15 protein-coding genes are annotated in these 18,330 nt (G+C 70.8%); 9 read left to right on the forward strand and 6 right to left on the reverse strand.

Going from position 1 to position 18,330, the window contains the following annotated elements:
* Window positions 1-133: 133 nt before the first annotated feature.
* The 7 genes from ABEA43_RS60065 (at window position 134) to ABEA43_RS60095 (ending at window position 9,907) form a co-directional block, all read left to right on the forward strand.
* Window positions 134-1,537 (forward strand): TrbL/VirB6 family protein, encoded by a 1,404-nt coding sequence (locus ABEA43_RS60065; RefSeq protein ID WP_345577163.1) that lies wholly within the window; start codon window positions 134-136, stop codon window positions 1,535-1,537.
* On the forward strand, window positions 1,534-2,490 hold the full coding sequence (locus ABEA43_RS60070) for a PrgI family protein (protein WP_345577166.1): 957 nt from the start codon (window positions 1,534-1,536) through the stop codon (window positions 2,488-2,490). The genes ABEA43_RS60065 and ABEA43_RS60070 overlap by 4 nt, the downstream gene beginning before the upstream one ends.
* The gene (locus tag ABEA43_RS60075) at window positions 2,487-4,352 is read left to right on the forward strand and encodes a VirB4 family type IV secretion system protein (RefSeq protein ID WP_345577168.1); all 1,866 of its coding nucleotides are present in this window, start codon (window positions 2,487-2,489) and stop codon (window positions 4,350-4,352) included. The genes ABEA43_RS60070 and ABEA43_RS60075 overlap by 4 nt, the downstream gene beginning before the upstream one ends.
* A complete protein-coding gene (locus ABEA43_RS60080; RefSeq protein ID WP_345577174.1) occupies window positions 4,349-6,922 on the forward strand; it encodes a type IV secretory system conjugative DNA transfer family protein in 2,574 nt (857 codons plus the stop codon). Before ABEA43_RS60075 ends, ABEA43_RS60080 begins: the two co-directional genes overlap by 4 nt.
* 62 nt (window positions 6,923-6,984) lie before the next feature.
* Entirely contained in the window at window positions 6,985-7,932 is a 948-nt protein-coding gene (locus ABEA43_RS60085) for a replication-relaxation family protein (RefSeq protein WP_345577177.1), read from the forward strand.
* On the forward strand, window positions 7,929-8,912 hold the full coding sequence (locus ABEA43_RS60090; protein WP_345577180.1) for a C40 family peptidase: 984 nt from the start codon (window positions 7,929-7,931) through the stop codon (window positions 8,910-8,912). Before ABEA43_RS60085 ends, ABEA43_RS60090 begins: the two co-directional genes overlap by 4 nt.
* Window positions 8,913-9,193: 281 nt before the next feature.
* Window positions 9,194-9,907 (forward strand): GIY-YIG nuclease family protein, encoded by a 714-nt coding sequence (locus ABEA43_RS60095; protein WP_345577183.1) that lies wholly within the window; start codon window positions 9,194-9,196, stop codon window positions 9,905-9,907.
* Between the two features lie 87 nt (window positions 9,908-9,994).
* Here ABEA43_RS60095 and ABEA43_RS60100 read toward each other — a convergent pair whose 3' ends face one another.
* The 6 genes from ABEA43_RS60100 to ABEA43_RS60125 form a co-directional block, all read right to left on the reverse strand.
* Window positions 9,995-10,486, reverse strand: a complete 492-nt coding sequence (locus ABEA43_RS60100) for a hypothetical protein (protein WP_345577186.1) — start codon at window positions 10,484-10,486, stop codon at window positions 9,995-9,997.
* Window positions 10,483-10,989, reverse strand: coding sequence for a hypothetical protein (locus ABEA43_RS60105; protein ID WP_345577189.1), 507 nt, complete (start codon window positions 10,987-10,989; stop codon window positions 10,483-10,485). The genes ABEA43_RS60100 and ABEA43_RS60105 overlap by 4 nt, the downstream gene beginning before the upstream one ends.
* 67 nt (window positions 10,990-11,056) lie before the next feature.
* On the reverse strand, window positions 11,057-11,632 hold the full coding sequence (locus tag ABEA43_RS60110) for a hypothetical protein (RefSeq protein ID WP_345577192.1): 576 nt from the start codon (window positions 11,630-11,632) through the stop codon (window positions 11,057-11,059).
* Between the two features lie 172 nt (window positions 11,633-11,804).
* Window positions 11,805-12,263, reverse strand: coding sequence for a hypothetical protein (locus ABEA43_RS60115; protein WP_345577195.1), 459 nt, complete (start codon window positions 12,261-12,263; stop codon window positions 11,805-11,807).
* A gap of 211 nt (window positions 12,264-12,474) precedes the next feature.
* On the reverse strand, window positions 12,475-13,479 hold the full coding sequence (locus ABEA43_RS60120; protein WP_345577198.1) for a DUF932 domain-containing protein: 1,005 nt from the start codon (window positions 13,477-13,479) through the stop codon (window positions 12,475-12,477).
* A 335-nt stretch (window positions 13,480-13,814) separates the two neighbouring features.
* Window positions 13,815-15,044, reverse strand: a complete 1,230-nt coding sequence (locus ABEA43_RS60125; RefSeq protein ID WP_345577201.1) for a hypothetical protein — start codon at window positions 15,042-15,044, stop codon at window positions 13,815-13,817.
* A 434-nt stretch (window positions 15,045-15,478) separates the two neighbouring features.
* Here ABEA43_RS60125 and ABEA43_RS60130 point away from each other — a divergent pair, with 434 nt between their 5' ends.
* Window positions 15,479-16,186, forward strand: a complete 708-nt coding sequence (locus tag ABEA43_RS60130) for a hypothetical protein (RefSeq protein WP_345577204.1) — start codon at window positions 15,479-15,481, stop codon at window positions 16,184-16,186.
* A 910-nt stretch (window positions 16,187-17,096) separates the two neighbouring features.
* Window positions 17,097-17,399: a hypothetical protein gene (locus ABEA43_RS60135; RefSeq protein WP_345577207.1), complete on the forward strand. Its 303-nt coding sequence runs from the start codon at window positions 17,097-17,099 to the stop codon at window positions 17,397-17,399.
* The last annotated feature ends 931 nt before the right edge of the window (window positions 17,400-18,330 follow it).

The following is an 18,330-nucleotide window of genomic DNA, read 5'->3' on the forward strand; positions in this document are numbered from 1 at the left end:
GCCGGTCCAGCCGAACCCCAGCACCGAACCCGCAGCTCCCACCTCGCAACCACACCCGGTACCGGAACCTGACTCGGCCGGTGGCGCAGAGGAGTGTGGCTGGCTGGATTTCGGCTGCAAGATCAACCGGGCGTTGAACGGCTGGTTCGGCCTGATCGTCACCGAGGCCATCCAGCCCGCCTTCCAGACGGTCGGCACGCTGCTGCTGTCGGCGCCGCCGCCGTCGATGGTGGCGCGGGTGCAGGAGCTGTCGGCGCACGTGCGGGTGGTGGCCAACGCGCTGCTGGCCTTGTTCGTGCTGGCCGCAGGTGTGATCGTGATGGCGTACGGCAGCGTGCAGACCTCCACCACCGCCGCCGAGGTCGCACCCCGCCTGGTGGTCGCTGCGATCACGCTCAACTTCTCACTCACCCTCTGCCAATACGCCATCGAGCTGGCCAACGGCCTCGTCGCGGCGCTGCTCGGCGAGGGGGTGGACGGGCGGCGGGCCGGCGACCTGATCGCCAACAAGCTCACCAACCCGGTCGGGCAGCTGCAGAGCCCGCAGATGTTCCTGATCTGGATGATCGGACTCGCGGTGGTGATGGGCCTCATCCTGGCGTTCATTGCGATCGTGCGGGTCGCGCTGCTGCTGTTCTTGATGATCGCGGCGCCGCTCGCGCTGCTGTGTCACGCGCTGCCGCAGACCGAGCACATCGCCCGCCTGTGGTGGCGCGCCTTCACCGGCGTCCTGATCATGCAGGTGCTGCAGGCGCTCGTGCTCATCTTGGCGTTCAAGGTGTACTTCACCGACGCCACCGACGCCTTCGCCACCCCCGCCAGCGATCCCACCCTGGCGGCGGTCAAACCGGTCGTCATGCGCGCCATCGACACGCTGGTCCTGATCGGCCTGCTGTTCATCCTGATCAAAATTCCCGGCTGGGTGGCCCGCTCCGTCTGGCAGAACGCCCAACCCCAAATGCTCAGCCGCCTGGTCAAAGCGCTGATCCTCTACAAGACCCTCGGCCTGGCCAAAACCGCCCTCACCAGAGGCGGCCGAGCCACCCGCACCGCCACGAAGGGCGCCAGGGCCGCGCGCCGCCCCGGCCGCCCGCCCAGCACCGCGGCACGAACAGGACGCCGCCCGGCAGGGCCCCGGCCGCGCGGCGGACCGCGAGGACCACAGCCCGCGAGCGGCTCCACCACCACGGGAGGAACACCACCGGTGAACACATCCACTCCGCCCGGGCCACGCGGCCACCAGCAGCTCCAGCTGCCGCTCAATCTGCCGCCCGCTGCATCGCCGTCGGGCTCGCGGCGGACCGGATCCACCGCTGGGCGGGGACGTCAACTGGCGTTGCCGTTCCCGGTCACCCGCGTACCGCGCCCGCCCGCACCGCCCGCACCGGCCGCACCGAACGGCCCCTGGATCCGGCCGAAACCGCCCTGGGCACAGCCGATGCTGCCCGGCATGCCCACCCGCCCCGCCCGGCCCCGGCAACTGCACCTCCACCTTGACCCGCCACCCAGCCGAACCCGCAGGAAGGACGGCCGATGAACGAATCCGAACCATTGATCACGACCATTCCCGCTGATCTCACCGCCCCTGACAAGATCGTCTATGGGCTGAGCTTCCGGCAGATTCTTATCGTCGCCCTGACCGGCGGTATCGCCGCCGCCATCTACTACCTGTTCCACCAGCTCCTGCCCATCGTCATCCTCGCGGCGATCGTCCTGCCGCTCGTGGCGCTCGGCTTGAGCATCGCGCTCGGGCGCCGGGACGGGCTGAGCCTGGACCGCTTCGCCCTGGCCGCCCTGCTCCACACCCGCGCCCGCAAGAAGTTCGTGTCGGCGCCCGAGGGGGTCGCCGAGCCGCCCCGGTGGTGCCGGTTGCGAGGCACGCTGCCTGCCCCGCTGCGGCTACCGGTGCGGGCGATCCGCACCGACGGCGCCCTGGAGCTCACCGACGGCGGGGTCGCGGTGCTGGTGGAGGCCGGCACCCTGTCCTTCCACCTGCGCACCACCAGCGAACAGGCGGCCCTGGTCGGGGCGTTCGGCCGCTGGCTGAACTCCCTCGAAGCACCCGTGCAGATCCTCGCCCGCGCCCGCCAAGCCGACCTATCCGACCTGATCGAAACGGTCGAACACCAGGCAGAGGTGCTGCCGCACGCCGCCCTGGCCGCAGCCGCCCGCGAACACGCCGACTACCTGGCCGAGCTGAACAGCTCGCGCGAGCTGCTGATGCGGCAGGTACTCATCGTGCTCCGCGACCACCCGGCTACCCACCGGGGACGACGCTCGGTACGCCGGAATGCCTGCGCGGCCGTCGTCCTGCGCCGGGCCGCCGAGGCCGAGCGCAGCCTCGCAGCGCTCGGTGTGGCGACCCGCGTTCTCGACGCCGACACGGCCAGCCAGGCGCTGGCCGAGTGCCTCGACCCTGGCGGCCGGCACCCGCTCGGCCAGGCCTTGCCCGACGAGCTGATCACCTCAACCACCGGGAGCACGCCGTGAAGCTACGCCGCCGCCACCGCAGCCATGACCACCAGTCCTGCGCTCTCGCCCATCCGGGGTCGGCGCACGTGGGCGCCCGGACCCTGACCTTGCCCCGCGCGGTCTGCGCATCGTTCGCGGTCACCGGCTACCCGCGCGAGGTCGGCGCGGGATGGCTCGAACCCTTGCTCACCTACCCCGGCCACCTGGACGTGTCCCTGCACATCGAGCCGATCCCGCAGCAGGTCGCGGCGATGCGGCTGCGCCGCCGGCTCGCCCGCCTGGAATCGGCCAGCCGCTCCGACGCCGCTCACGGCAGACTCGCCGACTTCGCCGCCGAGGCCGCCGCCGATGACGCCACCCACCTGGCCGACAGTCTCGCCCGAGGTCATGGCCGCCTGTTCACCGTCGGCCTCTATCTCACCATCCACGCCCCCTCGGAGCCGGAGCTGGCGGCCGAGGTGGAGCGGGTTCGGGCGCTGGCGTCGTCGCTGCTGCTGGATGCGCAACCGGCGACGTTTCGCGCGTTGCAGGGGTGGACCACGACGCTGCCCTTGGGCGTCGACTCCCTCAACACCACGCGCACGTTCGACACCACCGCGCTGGCGGCGGCCTTCCCGTTCACCTCACCCGACCTCGCCACAAGCGTCGGCGAAACCGGAGTCTTGTATGGGCTGAGCGCCACCAGCAACGGCGTCGTCCTGTGGGACCGCTACGCCCAGGACAACCACAACTCCGTCGTCCTGGCCCGCTCCGGCGCCGGCAAGAGCTTCTTCACCAAACTCGAAACCCTGCGCCTGCTCTACCAAGGCGTCGAGGTCGCCGTCGTCGACCCCGAAGCCGAATACGCACGCCTGGCCCACGCGGTCGGCGGCACCTGCCTGCACCTCGGCGCGGCCGGCGTGCGATGGAACCCCTTCGACCTGCCCGCCAGCCACGGCCCCCGCGATGACGTGCTGTCGCGGCGGGCCATGTTCCTGCAAACCCTGATCGCCACCATGCTCGGCGGCACCCCGCTCACCGCGCAGACACGGGCAACGCTGGACTCGGCGATCATCACCACCTACCAGACGGCCGGGATCACCCGCGACCCCGCCACCTGGAGCAGGCCCGCCCCGCTGCTCGCCGATCTGGTCGTCACGCTTACCAGAAAGACGGCCGGTCAGACCGGCGCGGACCTGGCCGCGCAACTCGCCCCCTACGTCACCGGCTCCTACCGCGAACTGTTCGACGGCCCCACCACCGCCCACCCCTCGGGGCATCTGACCGTCTTCTGTCTGCGTGACCTGCCCGAGGAGATGAAAGCCGTCGGCACCCTGCTGGCGCTGGATGCGATCTGGCGGCGGGTGGCCAACCCGCGCGACCGCCGCAAGCGCCTCGTCGTCGTGGACGAGGCCTGGCTGCTGATGAAAGAACCCGAAGGCGCCCGCTTCCTCTTCCGGATGGCCAAGGCGGCCAGGAAGCACTGGGCCGGCCTCGCCGTCGTCACCCAGGACGCCGCCGACCTGCTCGGCTCGGAGCTGGGGCAGGCGATCGTGGCCAACGCCGCCGGCCAGATCCTGCTGCGCCAAGCGCCGCAGGCCATCGGCGCGGTCGGGGACGCCTTCGACCTGACCGATGGCGAACGCCAGTTCCTGCTCACTGCCGAGCGCGGCGAAGCGCTCCTGGTCGCCGGCCCTGCCAGCCGAGCCGCTCTGACCATCGTCGCCTCACCTTCTGAGGCGGCGCTGGTCACGACAGACCCGCAGGTCCTCGCCGAACTCGACCAGCACGATCAACCCAGCCCGCTGCAAGCGCACGCTGCGCAACCCTCCGGCCCGCCCGGTTCCGCCGAGACCACCACCCACAGCCAGGACGACAACGAGGACGGCGACCCGCTATGACCATCAACCCGGCACCGAGCCAGGACGGGCCGTGCCTGCTGTGCGGCATCGACGACCACGACGTTCGGGAGACCCTGGACTTCCTCGCCGAGCTGCCCACCCGCCTGCCCGAACTCGCCCTCACCTACGCGCCCCGCCTCGCCCTGGCCCTCGCCGTCGTGTGGACCGTCGCTGCTGTGGCGCGTTACCTGCTCGGCTGGCTCCGTCACGCCGACATGACACCCGAAGCCCGGCTCATCGAGATCTCCAGCCCGCCGCGCAGCGATCCCGAGGGCGCCGTGGTGCTATGGCGTCAGCTCGTCGGGCTCCTGCGACCCGCATGGAGACGTGCCTTCGCCGGGCAACCGCATCTGGTGTGGGAGTACCACGGCAGCGACGCCGGAGTCCGCATCCACCTGTGGGTGCCCGGCACCATACCCCCGGGGATCGTGGAGAAGGCCGTCCAAGCCGCCTGGCCCGGCGCGACCACCACCACCGGCCCCGCCACCTCCCCCCTCCCCGTAGAGGCGGAGGTCGCGGGCGGGCGACTCGTCCTGGCCGCGGCCGAGCACTTCCCGCTCAAGACCGACCACGACCACGACCCCGTCCGCTCCCTGCTGGAAGCCATGGGCGGACTCCGCGAAGGCGAGCACGCCGTCGTGCAGGTGCTGGCCCGCCCGACCACCGGCCGCCGTCTGCGGCACGCCTACCAGGCAGCCGCCCACCTGCGCGGCGGAGGAAGCCGCCACCGCCTCGGCCGCGTCCTCGATGAGATCCTCCCCCTGCCCACCAGCACCCGCGACCACCAACGCACCGGTGATCTGGCCCGCGACTTCCCCGAACGCGCCGAACAGATCCGCACCATCCTGGCCAAGGCCGGTCAGCCGCGCTACACGGTCGCCGTACGCTACGCCGTCGCCACCAGCCGCGAACCCATCACCTCGGGCACCCCGGCGACCGTCAACCACGACGGCAGGGCAGCCTCTGATCTGACTCGCCGATGGCTGCGCGGCCACGCGCACACCCTGGCCAGCGTCTTCGCCCTGTTCACCGGCGGCCACCAGTACCTGCGCCGAGCACGCCTCTGGCGGCCCGGCCGCACGATCGGCTCACGCCGCCTCGACGGCGGCTACCTGCTGTCCGTCGCCGAGTTGGCCGCGCTCGCGCACCTGCCGTGGGACATCGACGCGCCCGGGATCGCCCGCGCCGGAGCCCGCCCGGTAGCGCCGTCCCCGGCCGTACCCCGCACCGCGCAGGGCGGGGCCGCCCGCATCCTCGGGGACGCAGACAGCGGCCCACCCCGGCCCGTCGCGTTGCCGGTGGCCGACGGGCGGCATCACACCCACGTCCTGGGCGGCACCGGCGTCGGCAAATCCACCCTGCTCGCCAACATGGTCCTGACCGACGCGGCAGCAGGAAGGGGCGCCCTGGTCATCGACCCCAAGGGCGACCTGATCAACGACATCCTCAACCGCCTGCCCAAGCGGGCGATCGGCAGGACCGTGGTGTTCGACCCGCAAGACCCCACGCCGCCGCCGTCGATCAACATCCTCGCCGGACACGACCCCGCCTTCGCCGTCGACTCCGTCGTCACCATCTTCCACCGCTGCTTCTCCACCGCCTGGGGACCCCGCGTCGACGACCTGCTGCGCTCCACCTGCCTCACCCTCACGCACGTCCTGGGCCGCAAGGCGACCCTGGCCGATGTGCCCAGGCTGCTGACCGACGCCACTTTCCGCACCCAGATCATCGCCCGGCTGGAAGACAGCCTGCTGACCGGGTTCTGGGACTCCTACGAAGCCCTCACCCCGGCCGGGCAGGCCACCGTCATCGGCCCGGTGATGAACAAGCTCCGCGCCGTCCTACTCCGCCCGTTCGTGCGACAGGCACTGGCCAGCCCGGACACCACCGTGCCCATCGGCCGACTCCTCGATCAGGGAGGGCTGGTGCTTGCGCGGCTGCCGAAAGGCATTTTGGGTGACGACGCCGCCCGGCTGTTCGGCTCCATCCTGCTCGCCCACACCTGGCAGGCCACCACCCGCCGCACCCAGCTCGCCGAATCCGACCGGCCCGACGCCTCACTGGTGATCGATGAGTGTCACAATTTCCTCAATTTGCCCGGCCACGTCAACGATGTGCTGGCCGAGGCGCGCGGCTACCGGCTCTCCCTGGTCCTGGCTCACCAGCACCTCGACCAGCTTCCCAGCGATCTGCGCGAAGCCCTGTCCGCGGACGCGCGCAACAAGATCTACTTCAACGCCTCGCCCAAAGACGCCGGCGAGCTCAAGCACCACACCGCGCCGCTGATCAGCCCACACGACCTCACCCACCTCGGCGCCTACCAAGCCGCCGCCCGCCTCATCATCGACGGCCAGCAGACCTCCGCGTTCACCCTGCGCACTCGCCCCCTCTCACCGGGGATCGAGGGTCGTGCAGAAGAGATCCGGCAGGCATCCCGCGAGCAGTTCACCCAGCCCGACACCGCGCTCCAGAGGCCCGCCCGCAAGCCGCGCGGCCACAACACTCTCGAACACGACCTGCGCACCGACCTGCGCAACCGGCTCCTCGGCCACGACGAAGAGCCCGCCTGACCCGCCAACCGATCCACCGGCCACGCATACATCCAGCACTCTTTGCCTTCAGGAGATTCGCTATGCCCGTCACTCGTATACCGCTCGGCCTGCCTCGCTTCGACGCCGATGCCATGGCCCAGGCCGCCGCCCGGCTCACCCCCCGCGACTATGAGGTCCTGGAGCACCTCCTGCACCACCGGGTGCTGACCACCCACCAGCTGCAGCGACTGTTCTTCACCAAGCCGCAGCCCACCCGCCGCCGCCTGGCCATCCTGCGCCAGCTCCACACCATCACCCGCTACCGGCCCTGGACCCCCTACGGCGGCTCCGCCCCCTGCCACTGGGTCCTCGGCCGCGCCGGAGCCGAACTCCTCGCCCTGCGCAGCCACACCACCGTCAAAGACCTCGGCTACCACCCCGACCTGGCCATGTCGATCTCCGTCTCCAACAAGAGCGGCCACCAACTCGGCGTCAACGACTTCTTCGTCCACCTGCACCACCGGGCCCGCCACACCCCCAACGCTCAGCTGCGCGCCTGGCTGTCGGAAAAGCAGTGCGCCAAAATCTGGGGCGATCTGGCCCGCCCCGACGCCTACGGCTGCTGGCACGAAAACGGCCGCCAGATCGACTTCTTCCTCGAACACGACACCGGCAGCATGACCCTGACCAAGGTCACCGACAAACTCGCCACCTACACCGACCTCGCCGACACCACCCAGATCACCACCCCGCTGCTGTTCTGGCTGCCCAGCCGAACCCGCGAAACCAACCTCCGCACCCTCATCATCACCAGCGAACTGCCCATCGCCACCGCCGTCCACACCGACCTCGACGACGGCCCCGCCGGGCCCTGCTGGCTCCCCCTCCCCAGCCAGGCAGATCAGGCGCGCATGCGGCTGGCCGAACTCCTCACCGCCTGGCCCCACCTCACTCTCGGCCGCAACCTGGAACAGCCCGCCAGCACCGCCGCCGACTCCTACGACGACTACCTCGACAGCCTGTTCCCCGAGAAAGAGGAGAGCAGGTGAAGGCCGCCGCGGCCGGCGCCGCCCTCCTGCTGCTCCTCGTCTCGGCCTTCGTCGCAGCCGCCACCAGCCTCCTGACCACCTCCGGAACACCCGGCGGCCTCGCCTGCGCGATCACACCCCACACAACGAGCAGTACGGGGGGCGGCCCGGTCGCGGCCCCCGCCTTCACCGGCGTCGCCTCCACCGCCGTGACGTTGGACAGCGAGCAGCAGACCCACGCCGCGCTCATCGTCCAACTCGCCACCGAGCGCGGCCTGCCCGCACGAGCAGCCGTCATCGCGATCGCCACCGCCCTGCAAGAATCCCGGCTACGCAACGTGCACTACGGCCACCTCGACTCGCTAGGCCTGTTCCAGCAACGCCCCTCGCAAGGTTGGGGAACACCCGAGCAGATCCTCGACCCCCGCCACGCCACCAGCACCTTCTACCAGCGCCTGGTCAAGGTGCGGCGCTGGGAACAGCTCCCGCTCACCCGGGCAGCGCAAGCCGTCCAGCGCTCCGGCCGCCCCGACGCCTACGCACCGTGGGAGCCGCTCGCCCAACGCCTTGTTGACACCCTCACCGGCGCCTGCGTCCCGCTCATCGCAGGCGAGCAGATCGCCGCCGTGCTCGCGTACGCGCACGCCCAACTGGGCAAACCGTACCTATGGGGCGCCGAAGGACCTGCTGCTTTCGACTGCTCCGGGCTGACCATGCGCGCCTACCAAGCCGCCGGAATCTCGATCCCCCGCGTCGCCGCCGACCAATGGCGCCACGGCCCACCCATCCCATCTGGACGAGAACAGCCCGGTGACCTCGCCTTCTTCAACAGGCAAGCCGACGGCCCCGGACACGTCGGCCTGGTCATCGGCAACGGGCAGATGATCCACGCCCCCAACCGCCGAACCGTCGTCAAAATCGACCCCTACCAGCGCGAGGACCTGATCGGTTTTACCCGCCCAGCCGCCCATGCCGCCACCGGCCAGCCCGACCCACGCTGACCGTAGGCCACAGCAACAACCCTCGCCGCGCACGCACGGCACCGGACGGCACCGCCCCTACCGGCCGCCCTACGGCCTTCACGGCCGTGGACGGGCCACAGCCCCCGGATCACGGCCATGGCGGCCCAGCGGGATGGCCCCCCAGCTCGGGGCCGTACCAGCATCCGGCGGGTGAGCTGCACGTTTCTCCCCAAACTCGTGGTCGCACAGAGCAATGTGACCGATACTTTCCGAGAAGCCTTCAGTGGTACCAGGCAAGGGAGACACCCCCCGTGTGCGCCATGCGCTTCGCCCCGTCCCAGCTCATCGTCAGCCTCTCCTACGACCTCAACAACCCGATGAAGATCCGCGCCAAGCACAAGGTCGCCGGCATGCTCCTGCTCGACCGCGATCACGCCAACCGCCTCGAAAAAGGCTGGAACGTGCCCGGCGCCTACCTCCTGCTCGACCGGCCCAACACCGACGGCCGATGGGGAGCCTACGTCGGCAAAGCCACCACCCCCGGCCTGCGCCACCGCGTCCTGCAACAGCTCAAAGACCGCGCCCACTGGTACCGGGCCCTGCTCATCCGCTACGAATCCAACGACGACGAAACCCTCAACAGCAGCGAAGCCGGATGGCTGGAAGGGCGCCTCTACGACCACCTCGCCAAGGCCAGGCAGGTCGACCTGCACAACCGCAACCGGCCCTGCGACCCCACCTTGTCCGACGATGACGAGACCAGCCTCATCGACTACCTGCTCCCCATCGAATCCGTGCTCCGGCTTATCGGGCACACCCTCTACCCCCGCCCAGCAGGTGCCCCCGACGGCGGCGGACCCCTCACCAGAAGGATCGAGTCCAAGTCGGAGGCAAACAAGCCCGCCCCCCACCTCAGCCCGCGCGGATCGACCCCTAAAACCAGCCCGCCGTTGGGCCCGGCAAAAGACGTGAAGAAGATCATCGCGCAGATCAAGGCGGGCACCTATGTGTATGAGCCACCGCTAAGCCGCTAACGTCATGACACCCGGTGACGGAGGAGGTGTGCCCCGGCCAGCGCAATTAGCCTGTGCTGGACGGGGCACACCCCCTACGCCACCGGATCAGGCGCTACCGAACACGTCCTCGTCCGTCGTATCTCCCTCGCCCTCTGTTTCTTCCTCGTCGTCGTCCTCGTCGCGGTCGAAGATCCGGCAGGCGAGCTCCTCCTCTTCGGTGAGGACCACGGCGAACAGCTCCTCGACCCCGAGGGCCAGGGCCCTGCACAGGCGGTGCCAGCCGTCGATGATCAGCATGCCGCCGTTCGGGACCGTGGCCATGATCAGCGGCTCGGACAGATCTACCTGGGCCGCGTGCTCGGCGTCGATGGCGACCAGCTGAATCATGCCCGCCCACCACCGGGTTTGGATCCGCCCATCCGGGGCCCGGTCCTGAGTGATTCTCTTGGCCTGGGTGATGTCCCAGCGCCAGCCGAGCATCTGGAAGATTTCCACACCCGTGCTGTCCGCTCGGTCCGATCCGGACCGGCGGGCGGCCGGTGGCTGTGGCATGGCGGACGTGGGTTCGCCGGTGCCGGTGGGGTGGGGGAAGGTCATGCCGTGGCCTCCTGCCCGGTAGAGGCGCTCGGAGACTGCTCCGCCAGGGAGGCCGGCTCGAGTGTCTCGGCTTGTGCGAGAAAGGTGCGGGCGGCGCCTTGTCGGATGAGGGCGAGGCTGTGGTCGAGGTGGGCCAGGGCGAGCTCCAGCTCGCCGTCCTGCCCGCGCGTTCCCACCTGGCTGGGCTCTGGTGGGGTGGGGTTATCGAGGTAGGGGGTGATCCAGGAGACGAACCTGGCGATGGCCTGGGCAGGGCGCAAGCCTCCGCCGTCGGCGTGCTCGAGGTGCCGGGCCATCAGCCGCCACCAGATGCAGAGGGTCTGCGCGTGCAGGGTGTCGTAGATCTGCTCGGCGGTCAGCCGTTCGCCCCGGCCGAGTCGCCGGACGATGTCGTCGAGGTGCTGCTGCCAGGTTTGCTGGGCCTGCTCGGTGATCGCCTGTAGTGAGGCCGGGACTTTTACGGGTGGTGCGCCGGTGGCGGGATGCCGCTGAGGGTTGTTCATGACAGGGGTGTCCTTCCTTGGGGGATGTCGCCAGCGCCGGGATGCGCTGGCATGGTCGGCTGGCCGGTCATGGCCCCGCCACTGTCGAGGCGGGCGAGGGCTGGGGTGATCGGTCGGGGTGGTCGTGATCCACCGGTGCGGCCGTGGTCGGGGTGGCTGTGGCTGCCTGGTCGAGGAGGTGCTGGGTGAGGAGGTGGCCGCTGTCGGTGAGGAAGTCACGCGCGGCGATGCGCGCGGCGTGGGCCAGGGCGTGGTCGAACAGCGTCCCCGGCCGGGCGGCTGGAGGCTCGCCGGTGAGGTAGTGGCGGGCCCAGGAGCGCATTCGCCGTAGGGCGTGATCGCAGGTCAGCCTCTTGCCGGTGATCTCCTCGTCCACCAGATCCCACCAGGCGCGCGCCGCCTGGGCGTGGGCGGTGACGAACAGTTGCTCGCCGGACAGCCGTTGCCCGTTCTGCAAGGCGAAGATCGCCTTGGCTGCCGCCGTGTAGAAGGCGTGCCGGGCGGCGGTGATCTTCTCGGAGGTCAGCTGCTCACACGAGAGCCGCGCCGTCTCATCCTGGGATGTGGTGCCGTCCCGGGTGGGAGGGGTGCTGCTCGGTTCGCCGGGCGGGGGCAGGGGGCCGGGCTGGTAGCGGTGATCCATCGGGTGGTGTCCTTTCGTTGGGTGGCAGGGACCGGTGAGGGGTGAGGGTCATGGGGTGGCCGCACGGCTGACGGCCCGGGACGTCACGCGGCCTGAGCTGAGGCGCAGGCGGGTGAGGCGGATGAGGGGCGGCCGGTGTACGGGCCGGTGGGACGCAACCCCGTACACGCCGTCATGGGCGACGTTCCAGGGCCGAGACCCGCTCGGTCACGGTGGCCGGGGTGCCGGGGTCGGCCGGACGGGTGTCGTGATCGGCGGGGAGGGCGAGCGCCTCGGCGAGTTTCTCGGTCGCGTCCAGGAAGGCCCGCGCGCCGCCCCGGCGGGACTCGGTCATCGCCAGGGCGAACAGGCCGCCGTTGGACATCGGGCGGGCGTTGAGCAGCAGCTCCTGGGCCCGTTGCCGGACGGTCAGCACGGCGGTCGCGCCGTCAACGGTGTCTTCGCGGCCGTGGGTGAGGTCGGTGACCTGCTGCCACCACGACATCCGCTGGTAGGCGTAGGCGATCCGGGCCAGGTCCTTGTCGTGCAACGTGCCCTGCTCATCGAGGCAGGCGATGCGGTTGAGGGCCTCGCTGAGTTCCCAGCGGGCGGTGTTGGCGTGGCGGATGGCCTGGTCTTCGAGTCGGCCCATGACGATCTCCTTCGTGGTAGCGGTGGATGACGTACGCGGGTGGGTATCGGCCCTGGTTGAGGCTTTGGGTGGGCCCCGGCCCGGCCCGCCGCGCACCCCGGGGATCCGGGGCGGGCGGCCGGTGTGGCCGGTCGGGGGTTGGCCGGTGTGGGGTCCGGTACGGCCCCCGTGCGGGGGCGGTACCGGACACCGGCGCTGTGGGCGCTGTGGGTTAGGCGGTGGCCAGGAGCCGGAACGCGCGGGCCTTGAGCTTGGCGTTGTCGTGGTCGTCCAGCAGGGCCCGCTCGGCGCGCACGGTGGCCACGTCGCGGCTGCCGAACACGGGGCTCTTGTGGTCCAGCCGCTCGGTCACCGCGTTGTAGGCGGCCCAGCGCGTGTTGCGGATCGGCTCCTGCGTCGGGGCCTGCGCGAACAGGTACTCCAGATCCCGCATGGTCAGGTCGTGATTACGCTTCGCGAGTTCCTTGGCGTCGGCCGGGAGGGGGTGGAGCCGGTTGGCGAACTGCCGGAACTCCTTCACATCCATCGGCATGGCGAGGAGTTTCTCGGCCTCGGCGGCGAACGCTTCGCCGTGCTTCCAGGTCAGTTTCAGCGCCTCACGCGCCTCGGCGATGCGCCCGGCCACGTTGCCGGTATGCCGGACGGTGAACTTCGAGGCGTGGTTGGCGAGCGCGGCCCGTTCGGTGTTCGCACAGACGACCCGGACCGGGGTGGCGACGGTGACGAACGACCCCCACCCGTCATGCCGGGAAAACGCCGCCAGGTAGAGGTCGAGCTGGTCGAACCCGCCGACCATGAGCGGTTCGGGCAGCCGCATCGTGACGAACACCCGGCGTCCGCCGTTCAGCGATCCGCCCGTGTCGAAGATCGCCCCCGATTCGTCCACCAGGGTCTGCAGGAAGCCGGTGACGTCCTCGTTCTGCAGGACCTGATAGTCGCGGCCGACGCGGCCGAGCCGTTCGGGCGCTCCGGTGACGGGGTTGGTGCGCACCACCAGGAAGTCCTCGTCCGTGACGACCGGCAGGCCGGTGACGGGGTCGGTGACCTGGCCGACCGGCACCTTGCGCACGTTCCACCCGGCGAGCTGGGCGTTGGACAGCAGGTCCTCGGCGGTCATCGGGCCGGGCGCGGTGTAACCGAGCCCGTGCCAGCCCGGCTTACCGGCGGCGGCGAACCCGGCCGAACCGTTGGCGAAGACCTCGATCTCGTGAGCCATGACAGTTCCCTTTCTGATGTGCGGTCCTGATGCGCGGTGCTGATGCGTGGTGGTGATGTGCGGGCATGCGAAACAGAAGCGATGACGGATAGGCGTTGCCGGGTCCGGCCCCGGCCCGGTTCGACCGGTGTGCCGGTGCTCAGAGGGTCGGTGTTGCCGCCCGCGCGACAGGCCCGGGGGGCCGGGGTGGCGGTGGGTGCCGCACATGACGGCGGGTCGGGGTGTGTGCGGCGGGGTGCGGCCGGGCCACGGGCGGGTCTGTAGGGGTGTCCCGCCCGCTACCTACCGCTCCGGGGTGGACGGGCCGGTCAGGGCGGCCCGCCGCGCGCCCCGGCTCAACCGTCGTAGCTGTCATCCCCCGCGCCGCCCTCGGCGTCAGCGTCGGCTGACGCGCCGTGGTCGGCGGGGTTGGCGGTGGGGGCGAGAGCGAAGCGGCGGGGCCGCTCACAGGACAGCACCGCATCCCCGAGGCTGACCAGCCGGTCCAACGCGTTGGCCACCGCACCGGACGAACGGTCCAGCGCCCGCCCGATCTCATACGGGGTGAAGTCCTTGTCCGGGAACTCGATCAGGTGCGCGTGCACCATGTCCCGCAACGCGCTCGGCCGGACCCCGTCCCCCGCACCCGCGCCGCTTGCGGCACCCGGACGGGTCGCCGTCGGACGGGCCGGGGCGGCGGTGGTGGTGGTGCCGGTCAGCACCGCCCGCGCGTTACGGTGCGCTGAGGCGACCTTCGTCATGGCCATTTCCAGGCACCCCAACGCCATCACGGCGTTCCCCTGATCCTTTGCCGAGATCACTCCGCCGAACAGCTCGATCAGTTCCGTCAGGTCGGCCTGTGCCCGTGCCCATGCAGGATCATCGGCCACCGGCTCGGACACCGGCTCGGACATGTCGGCGTCGGGAACCGCGTCGTGTTCGCCGCCCGGCTGGTCCGAACCGTGACCGGCCGTGTCGTCAATGCTCAGACCGTCCGTCTGGCCGCCCGGCTCCTCAGCCAGGTCCGCCTCGTCGGTCGGCTCCTGCGCCGGGGCAGGGCTGGCCGAAACGATGGGTGACGGGAGCGCCTCATCGTCCGAGGCGGGTACCGCCTCCGTGTCCGGGGTTTCCGTGTCCGGTGCGGTGATCGCGGCAGGCGCGACATCCGTCGGAGCCGGAGCCGGAGCCGGGGCCGGGGCCGGGGCCGGGGCCGACGCGTCGGCGGTACCGGTCGGCACGGGGGTGTCGATGGTGATGGGGAACCACCGGTCAGCGGCGCGGCCCCGCGTCTGACCGTCATTCACTCCCGGCTCACGGCGGGCGCGCCCCTCGGTCTCGAACTGGTTGAGGATCTTGCCCGCGACCATCCGGTTCAGCCCGGCCGCCGCCCCGATCACCGTGGCTGATGCGCCCGGCTCGGCGTTCAGCGCGGCCCACACCGCCGTCACACGCGCGTCCGTGTCCGTGGCGGGGTCGGTGTCCGGGGTAGCGGCGTCGGGGCCGTCAGGGGCCGTTACAGGCGCGGCGGCGGCGGGAATGGTGACGGCGGTTTCCGCGTCAGCGGGAACGGTTTCGGTGACGGTCATTTCCGGGGTTTGAATAGCCATTTCGTGACGCCCTTTCCGGTCGCCCTACCGGCCCCGTCCGGGCCGGTGCTTTTCGTTTGCGTCACGACCATCCCTCGCAAGCAACGCGGACGGCAAGTCGACCGGGCCATTTTCTATGTCACCCCAACGGCTGGAGAGGCTGACCTAACAAACCAACCACTGATCTGCGGAAACATCTCGCGAGAAGCCCATGAGATCGGCTTGACATGAGACGCGCGTCCAGCTCTTCACCTATTTCACCGGACGACGGCAAACGATGCCCGAATGCCCGAATACCGCGCGAAAGAAACTGCGGGGTTAATGCGCATCGCGGTTGACAAACATGGCTGGATCGAGCGTCCATGGAATGAGGCGGTAAACCCCGCCGGTCACGGCACCGGAATAACACGCCGGGGGAAATCGAAAGGCACCGCATGACACACGCCAACACCACCACCGCCCGCCGTATGGTCAGCCCCCGGCACGCCCGCGCGCTCATCGACCACGGCCCCGGATGGACGATCATGTGGGACGACCGCAACGTTCAACCCGTCATCGCCCGCCCCGAACGCGGCGATGACGGCAGCCTCCTCGAAATCTGCACCTACGAGGACATGTTCACCCTGGGAGGCTTTTGCGACCCCGGCGAAGACGCCCACACCTGCCAGGCATGCACGCCGGGCGCACAGCCCGACTTCGACGTGATCGCCGCCCACCTGACCGACACCCTCGGCGACCTCTACCTCGACCGCGCCGACATCGCCGCGTGCATGCCCCTGACGCTGCCCTACACCCGCGCCCTCGCCGAACACGGACTGAACCGCAGGTTTCAGGGCGTACGGCGAACCCATCTGTTCGATCAGCTCTACCGCTCACCTGACGGCCACCTCATCGAGCTGACCATCCCCCTGCCCACCACACCCGATCAGCCCCCCGCGCCCCCGCTCACGATCGAGTGGGCCTACCTGTGCACCCACTCCGCCGCCCCCGGCAACCCCGGCCCGCAACCCGTCGCCCCGGCCGACACCCTACCCGCCGACATCGCCGCAATGATCGCCACCCACCTCGCCATCCACCCGCCCGCACCCGCCATGGACACCATGAACGGCGCTCACGCGGCCGACACACCCGCCCCCGCGTAACCCGGCCTCGGCAACCGAAGGGCCCCGTGCACCCGCCTACAGCCGCACCCGGGGCCCCGCCCATGCCCACGCACAACACCCCCCGCCGCACCGGGCGGCGGGCGGCGGGCGGCGGGCGGCGGGCGGCGGGATCCTGCTCGCCGAGGCACTCCCTGACAAGTCCTCACCAGGGCCGGCCGAAGCGCCGGCAACAAGCGAAGGGCTTGAACATCAGCACAATGAGCAGGCAAGCAACGCACCAGGGGAACCACGGCGAGAAGAGCAAGCCAGCAGCATGCCAACCAGCCCGCACACATATTCAAAGGAGTCGTCTATAGACGATTCGGGGCGGCCATCGCAACAGCCGAAACCCGCATGACCTGAGCAAAAGACGCACCACCGGGTGTCGCGCTCTCAGCGGCGACACCGGACGCGACAACAAAACGCGACACCGGACACAACACAGAACAACGCCCCCCGCCTGAACCCACAACAGCGAACGCGACAACACCCCCGCCGGGCCCGACAGCCGCCTCCCGTCGCAGGCGAGGGTTCGCCTCGCCCCCCGCCAACGGCGGCCCCAGCCTCAGCCCGGCGCGTCCGGTCCGGCCGCCCAGCGCCCCCACACCGGACGGCCGGACCGGTATCGACACCCACCTGCACCCCAGGTGTCAAGCCCGAATCACGCCAGGGATGCCCCGGACCTCAGGCAGCGCCGACAGCGGCCACTGTGGTGGGCTTCGACCGAACCCGGCGATGACGAGACCCACCCCCACCATGCAGCCCGCCTGCGCCAGCCCGGCGGTCGCCATCCCGTGCCCGCGCACCTGACCGCGAACCGCCCCCGCTTCCGCGCCACGGCCACACCGGCCACCCATGCGGCCACCACGCCACCCGCACCGGATCAGCGACGGCGGCAGCAACCGCCCACGTGCCCGTCCCCGACCGTTCAGCGGCCACCACCCCCGGCGGCGACGCACCCACCCTCAGCGCGCCGCTCAGCCCCGCCCCGACACCCACACCCACCGCACCCACGCCCACCCTTGACGCCGACGCACGCGACGGTGACGTGCCCGGCCTCGCCCGGCCCTCATACGACTCCGCCCCCGGCAGCCCGGGAGCGGTCGACACCGACGGGCGGCCAGGCTCCGCCCCACGACACTCGCCCAGGACGGACATGGCCGATCCGGACCTGGCCGGGAGGCACGTCAACGCCATCGGCGGCAGGGCCTGACGCAGTTCCACCGGACCTGCCGCGCCGATCACGACCTGAGGACCGCGCATCGCCAGCCACCGATACCGCACCACCAGGAAAGCCCAATCAGGCCAATCCCGGCGCAACCCGGCCAGCGCCTGCCGCGCCCACGACTCCTGACCGAACGCCGACCCCCGATCCGTCCCCCGCCTCACCATCCCTTCCCCCAGCAGGGCCGGGGCCAGAGCAACCGCCCCCTCTCCACCAGCCCCCTCTCCATCATGGGAGCCCGGTCGGCTCGTCGACACCGGCACACCAGCCACCAGGCCCGCCCCCAGAACACCGGAGTGTCCTTCGCAGCCCACCGGCGAGACACCGACACCGGCGTCAACACGACCCGCTCCGGTTGCGATCTCCCCAGAGAACATCGGCATCGGCTCGGGCGAACGGTCCGGCCCCTGCCCTCTGCCGACAACACCGGCCGCATCGCACGCGCCGACCGCCGCAACCGTCTCGCCGGACAAGGCCAGCTCCGCCCACGCCGCATGCCCGGTGACCGCATCACCCGCCACCCCGACCCGGACCGCCAGTTCAGCCACCCCGGCCAGCCCCCGCCCATGCTCGGCCAGCACCGGCACCGAGCCCGGCGTCCGAGAGAAGTCCGGAACCGAACCCCCGCCCAGGTCATACACGACAATCCGGGCCACGTCCGCGCCGCGCAGCACCTCCACCACGAAGAACCCCCGCTCCTGCCCCGAACGCGAGTGCCGCAGCGCGTTGGCGACCAGCTCGGCCGTCACCCACTCCGCGTCCTCCCCCTGACCGGTGTCGGCCAGCAACCGGCCCACCAGGCGACGCGCCGGAGCAGACTGATCCGCCCGCCCCGGGAACGCCTGCCGCCAGGCCATCCCGCCCCACACCGGCCGAGAGTGGAAGGTCGACATCACCAGTCCCGGCGCCAGATCCGGGA

Source organism: Nonomuraea rosea (assembly GCF_039539705.1).
Taxonomy (GTDB): Bacteria; Actinomycetota; Actinomycetes; order Streptosporangiales; family Streptosporangiaceae; genus Nonomuraea; species Nonomuraea rosea.

Coding starts and splice junctions, on each gene's coding strand:
- ABEA43_RS60070 (WP_345577166.1), top strand. CDS start 1,534: ATGAACGAATCCGAACCATTGATCACGACCATTCCCGCTGATCTCACC.
- ABEA43_RS60080 (WP_345577174.1), top strand. CDS start 4,349: ATGACCATCAACCCGGCACCGAGCCAGGACGGGCCGTGCCTGCTGTGC.
- ABEA43_RS60085 (WP_345577177.1), top strand. CDS start 6,985: ATGCCCGTCACTCGTATACCGCTCGGCCTGCCTCGCTTCGACGCCGAT.
- ABEA43_RS60095 (WP_345577183.1), top strand. CDS start 9,194: ATGCGCTTCGCCCCGTCCCAGCTCATCGTCAGCCTCTCCTACGACCTC.
- ABEA43_RS60100 (WP_345577186.1), bottom strand. CDS start 10,486: ATGACCTTCCCCCACCCCACCGGCACCGGCGAACCCACGTCCGCCATG.
- ABEA43_RS60105 (WP_345577189.1), bottom strand. CDS start 10,989: ATGAACAACCCTCAGCGGCATCCCGCCACCGGCGCACCACCCGTAAAA.
- ABEA43_RS60110 (WP_345577192.1), bottom strand. CDS start 11,632: ATGGATCACCGCTACCAGCCCGGCCCCCTGCCCCCGCCCGGCGAACCG.
- ABEA43_RS60115 (WP_345577195.1), bottom strand. CDS start 12,263: ATGGGCCGACTCGAAGACCAGGCCATCCGCCACGCCAACACCGCCCGC.
- ABEA43_RS60120 (WP_345577198.1), bottom strand. CDS start 13,479: ATGGCTCACGAGATCGAGGTCTTCGCCAACGGTTCGGCCGGGTTCGCC.
- ABEA43_RS60125 (WP_345577201.1), bottom strand. CDS start 15,044: ATGACCGTCACCGAAACCGTTCCCGCTGACGCGGAAACCGCCGTCACC.
- ABEA43_RS60130 (WP_345577204.1), top strand. CDS start 15,479: ATGACACACGCCAACACCACCACCGCCCGCCGTATGGTCAGCCCCCGG.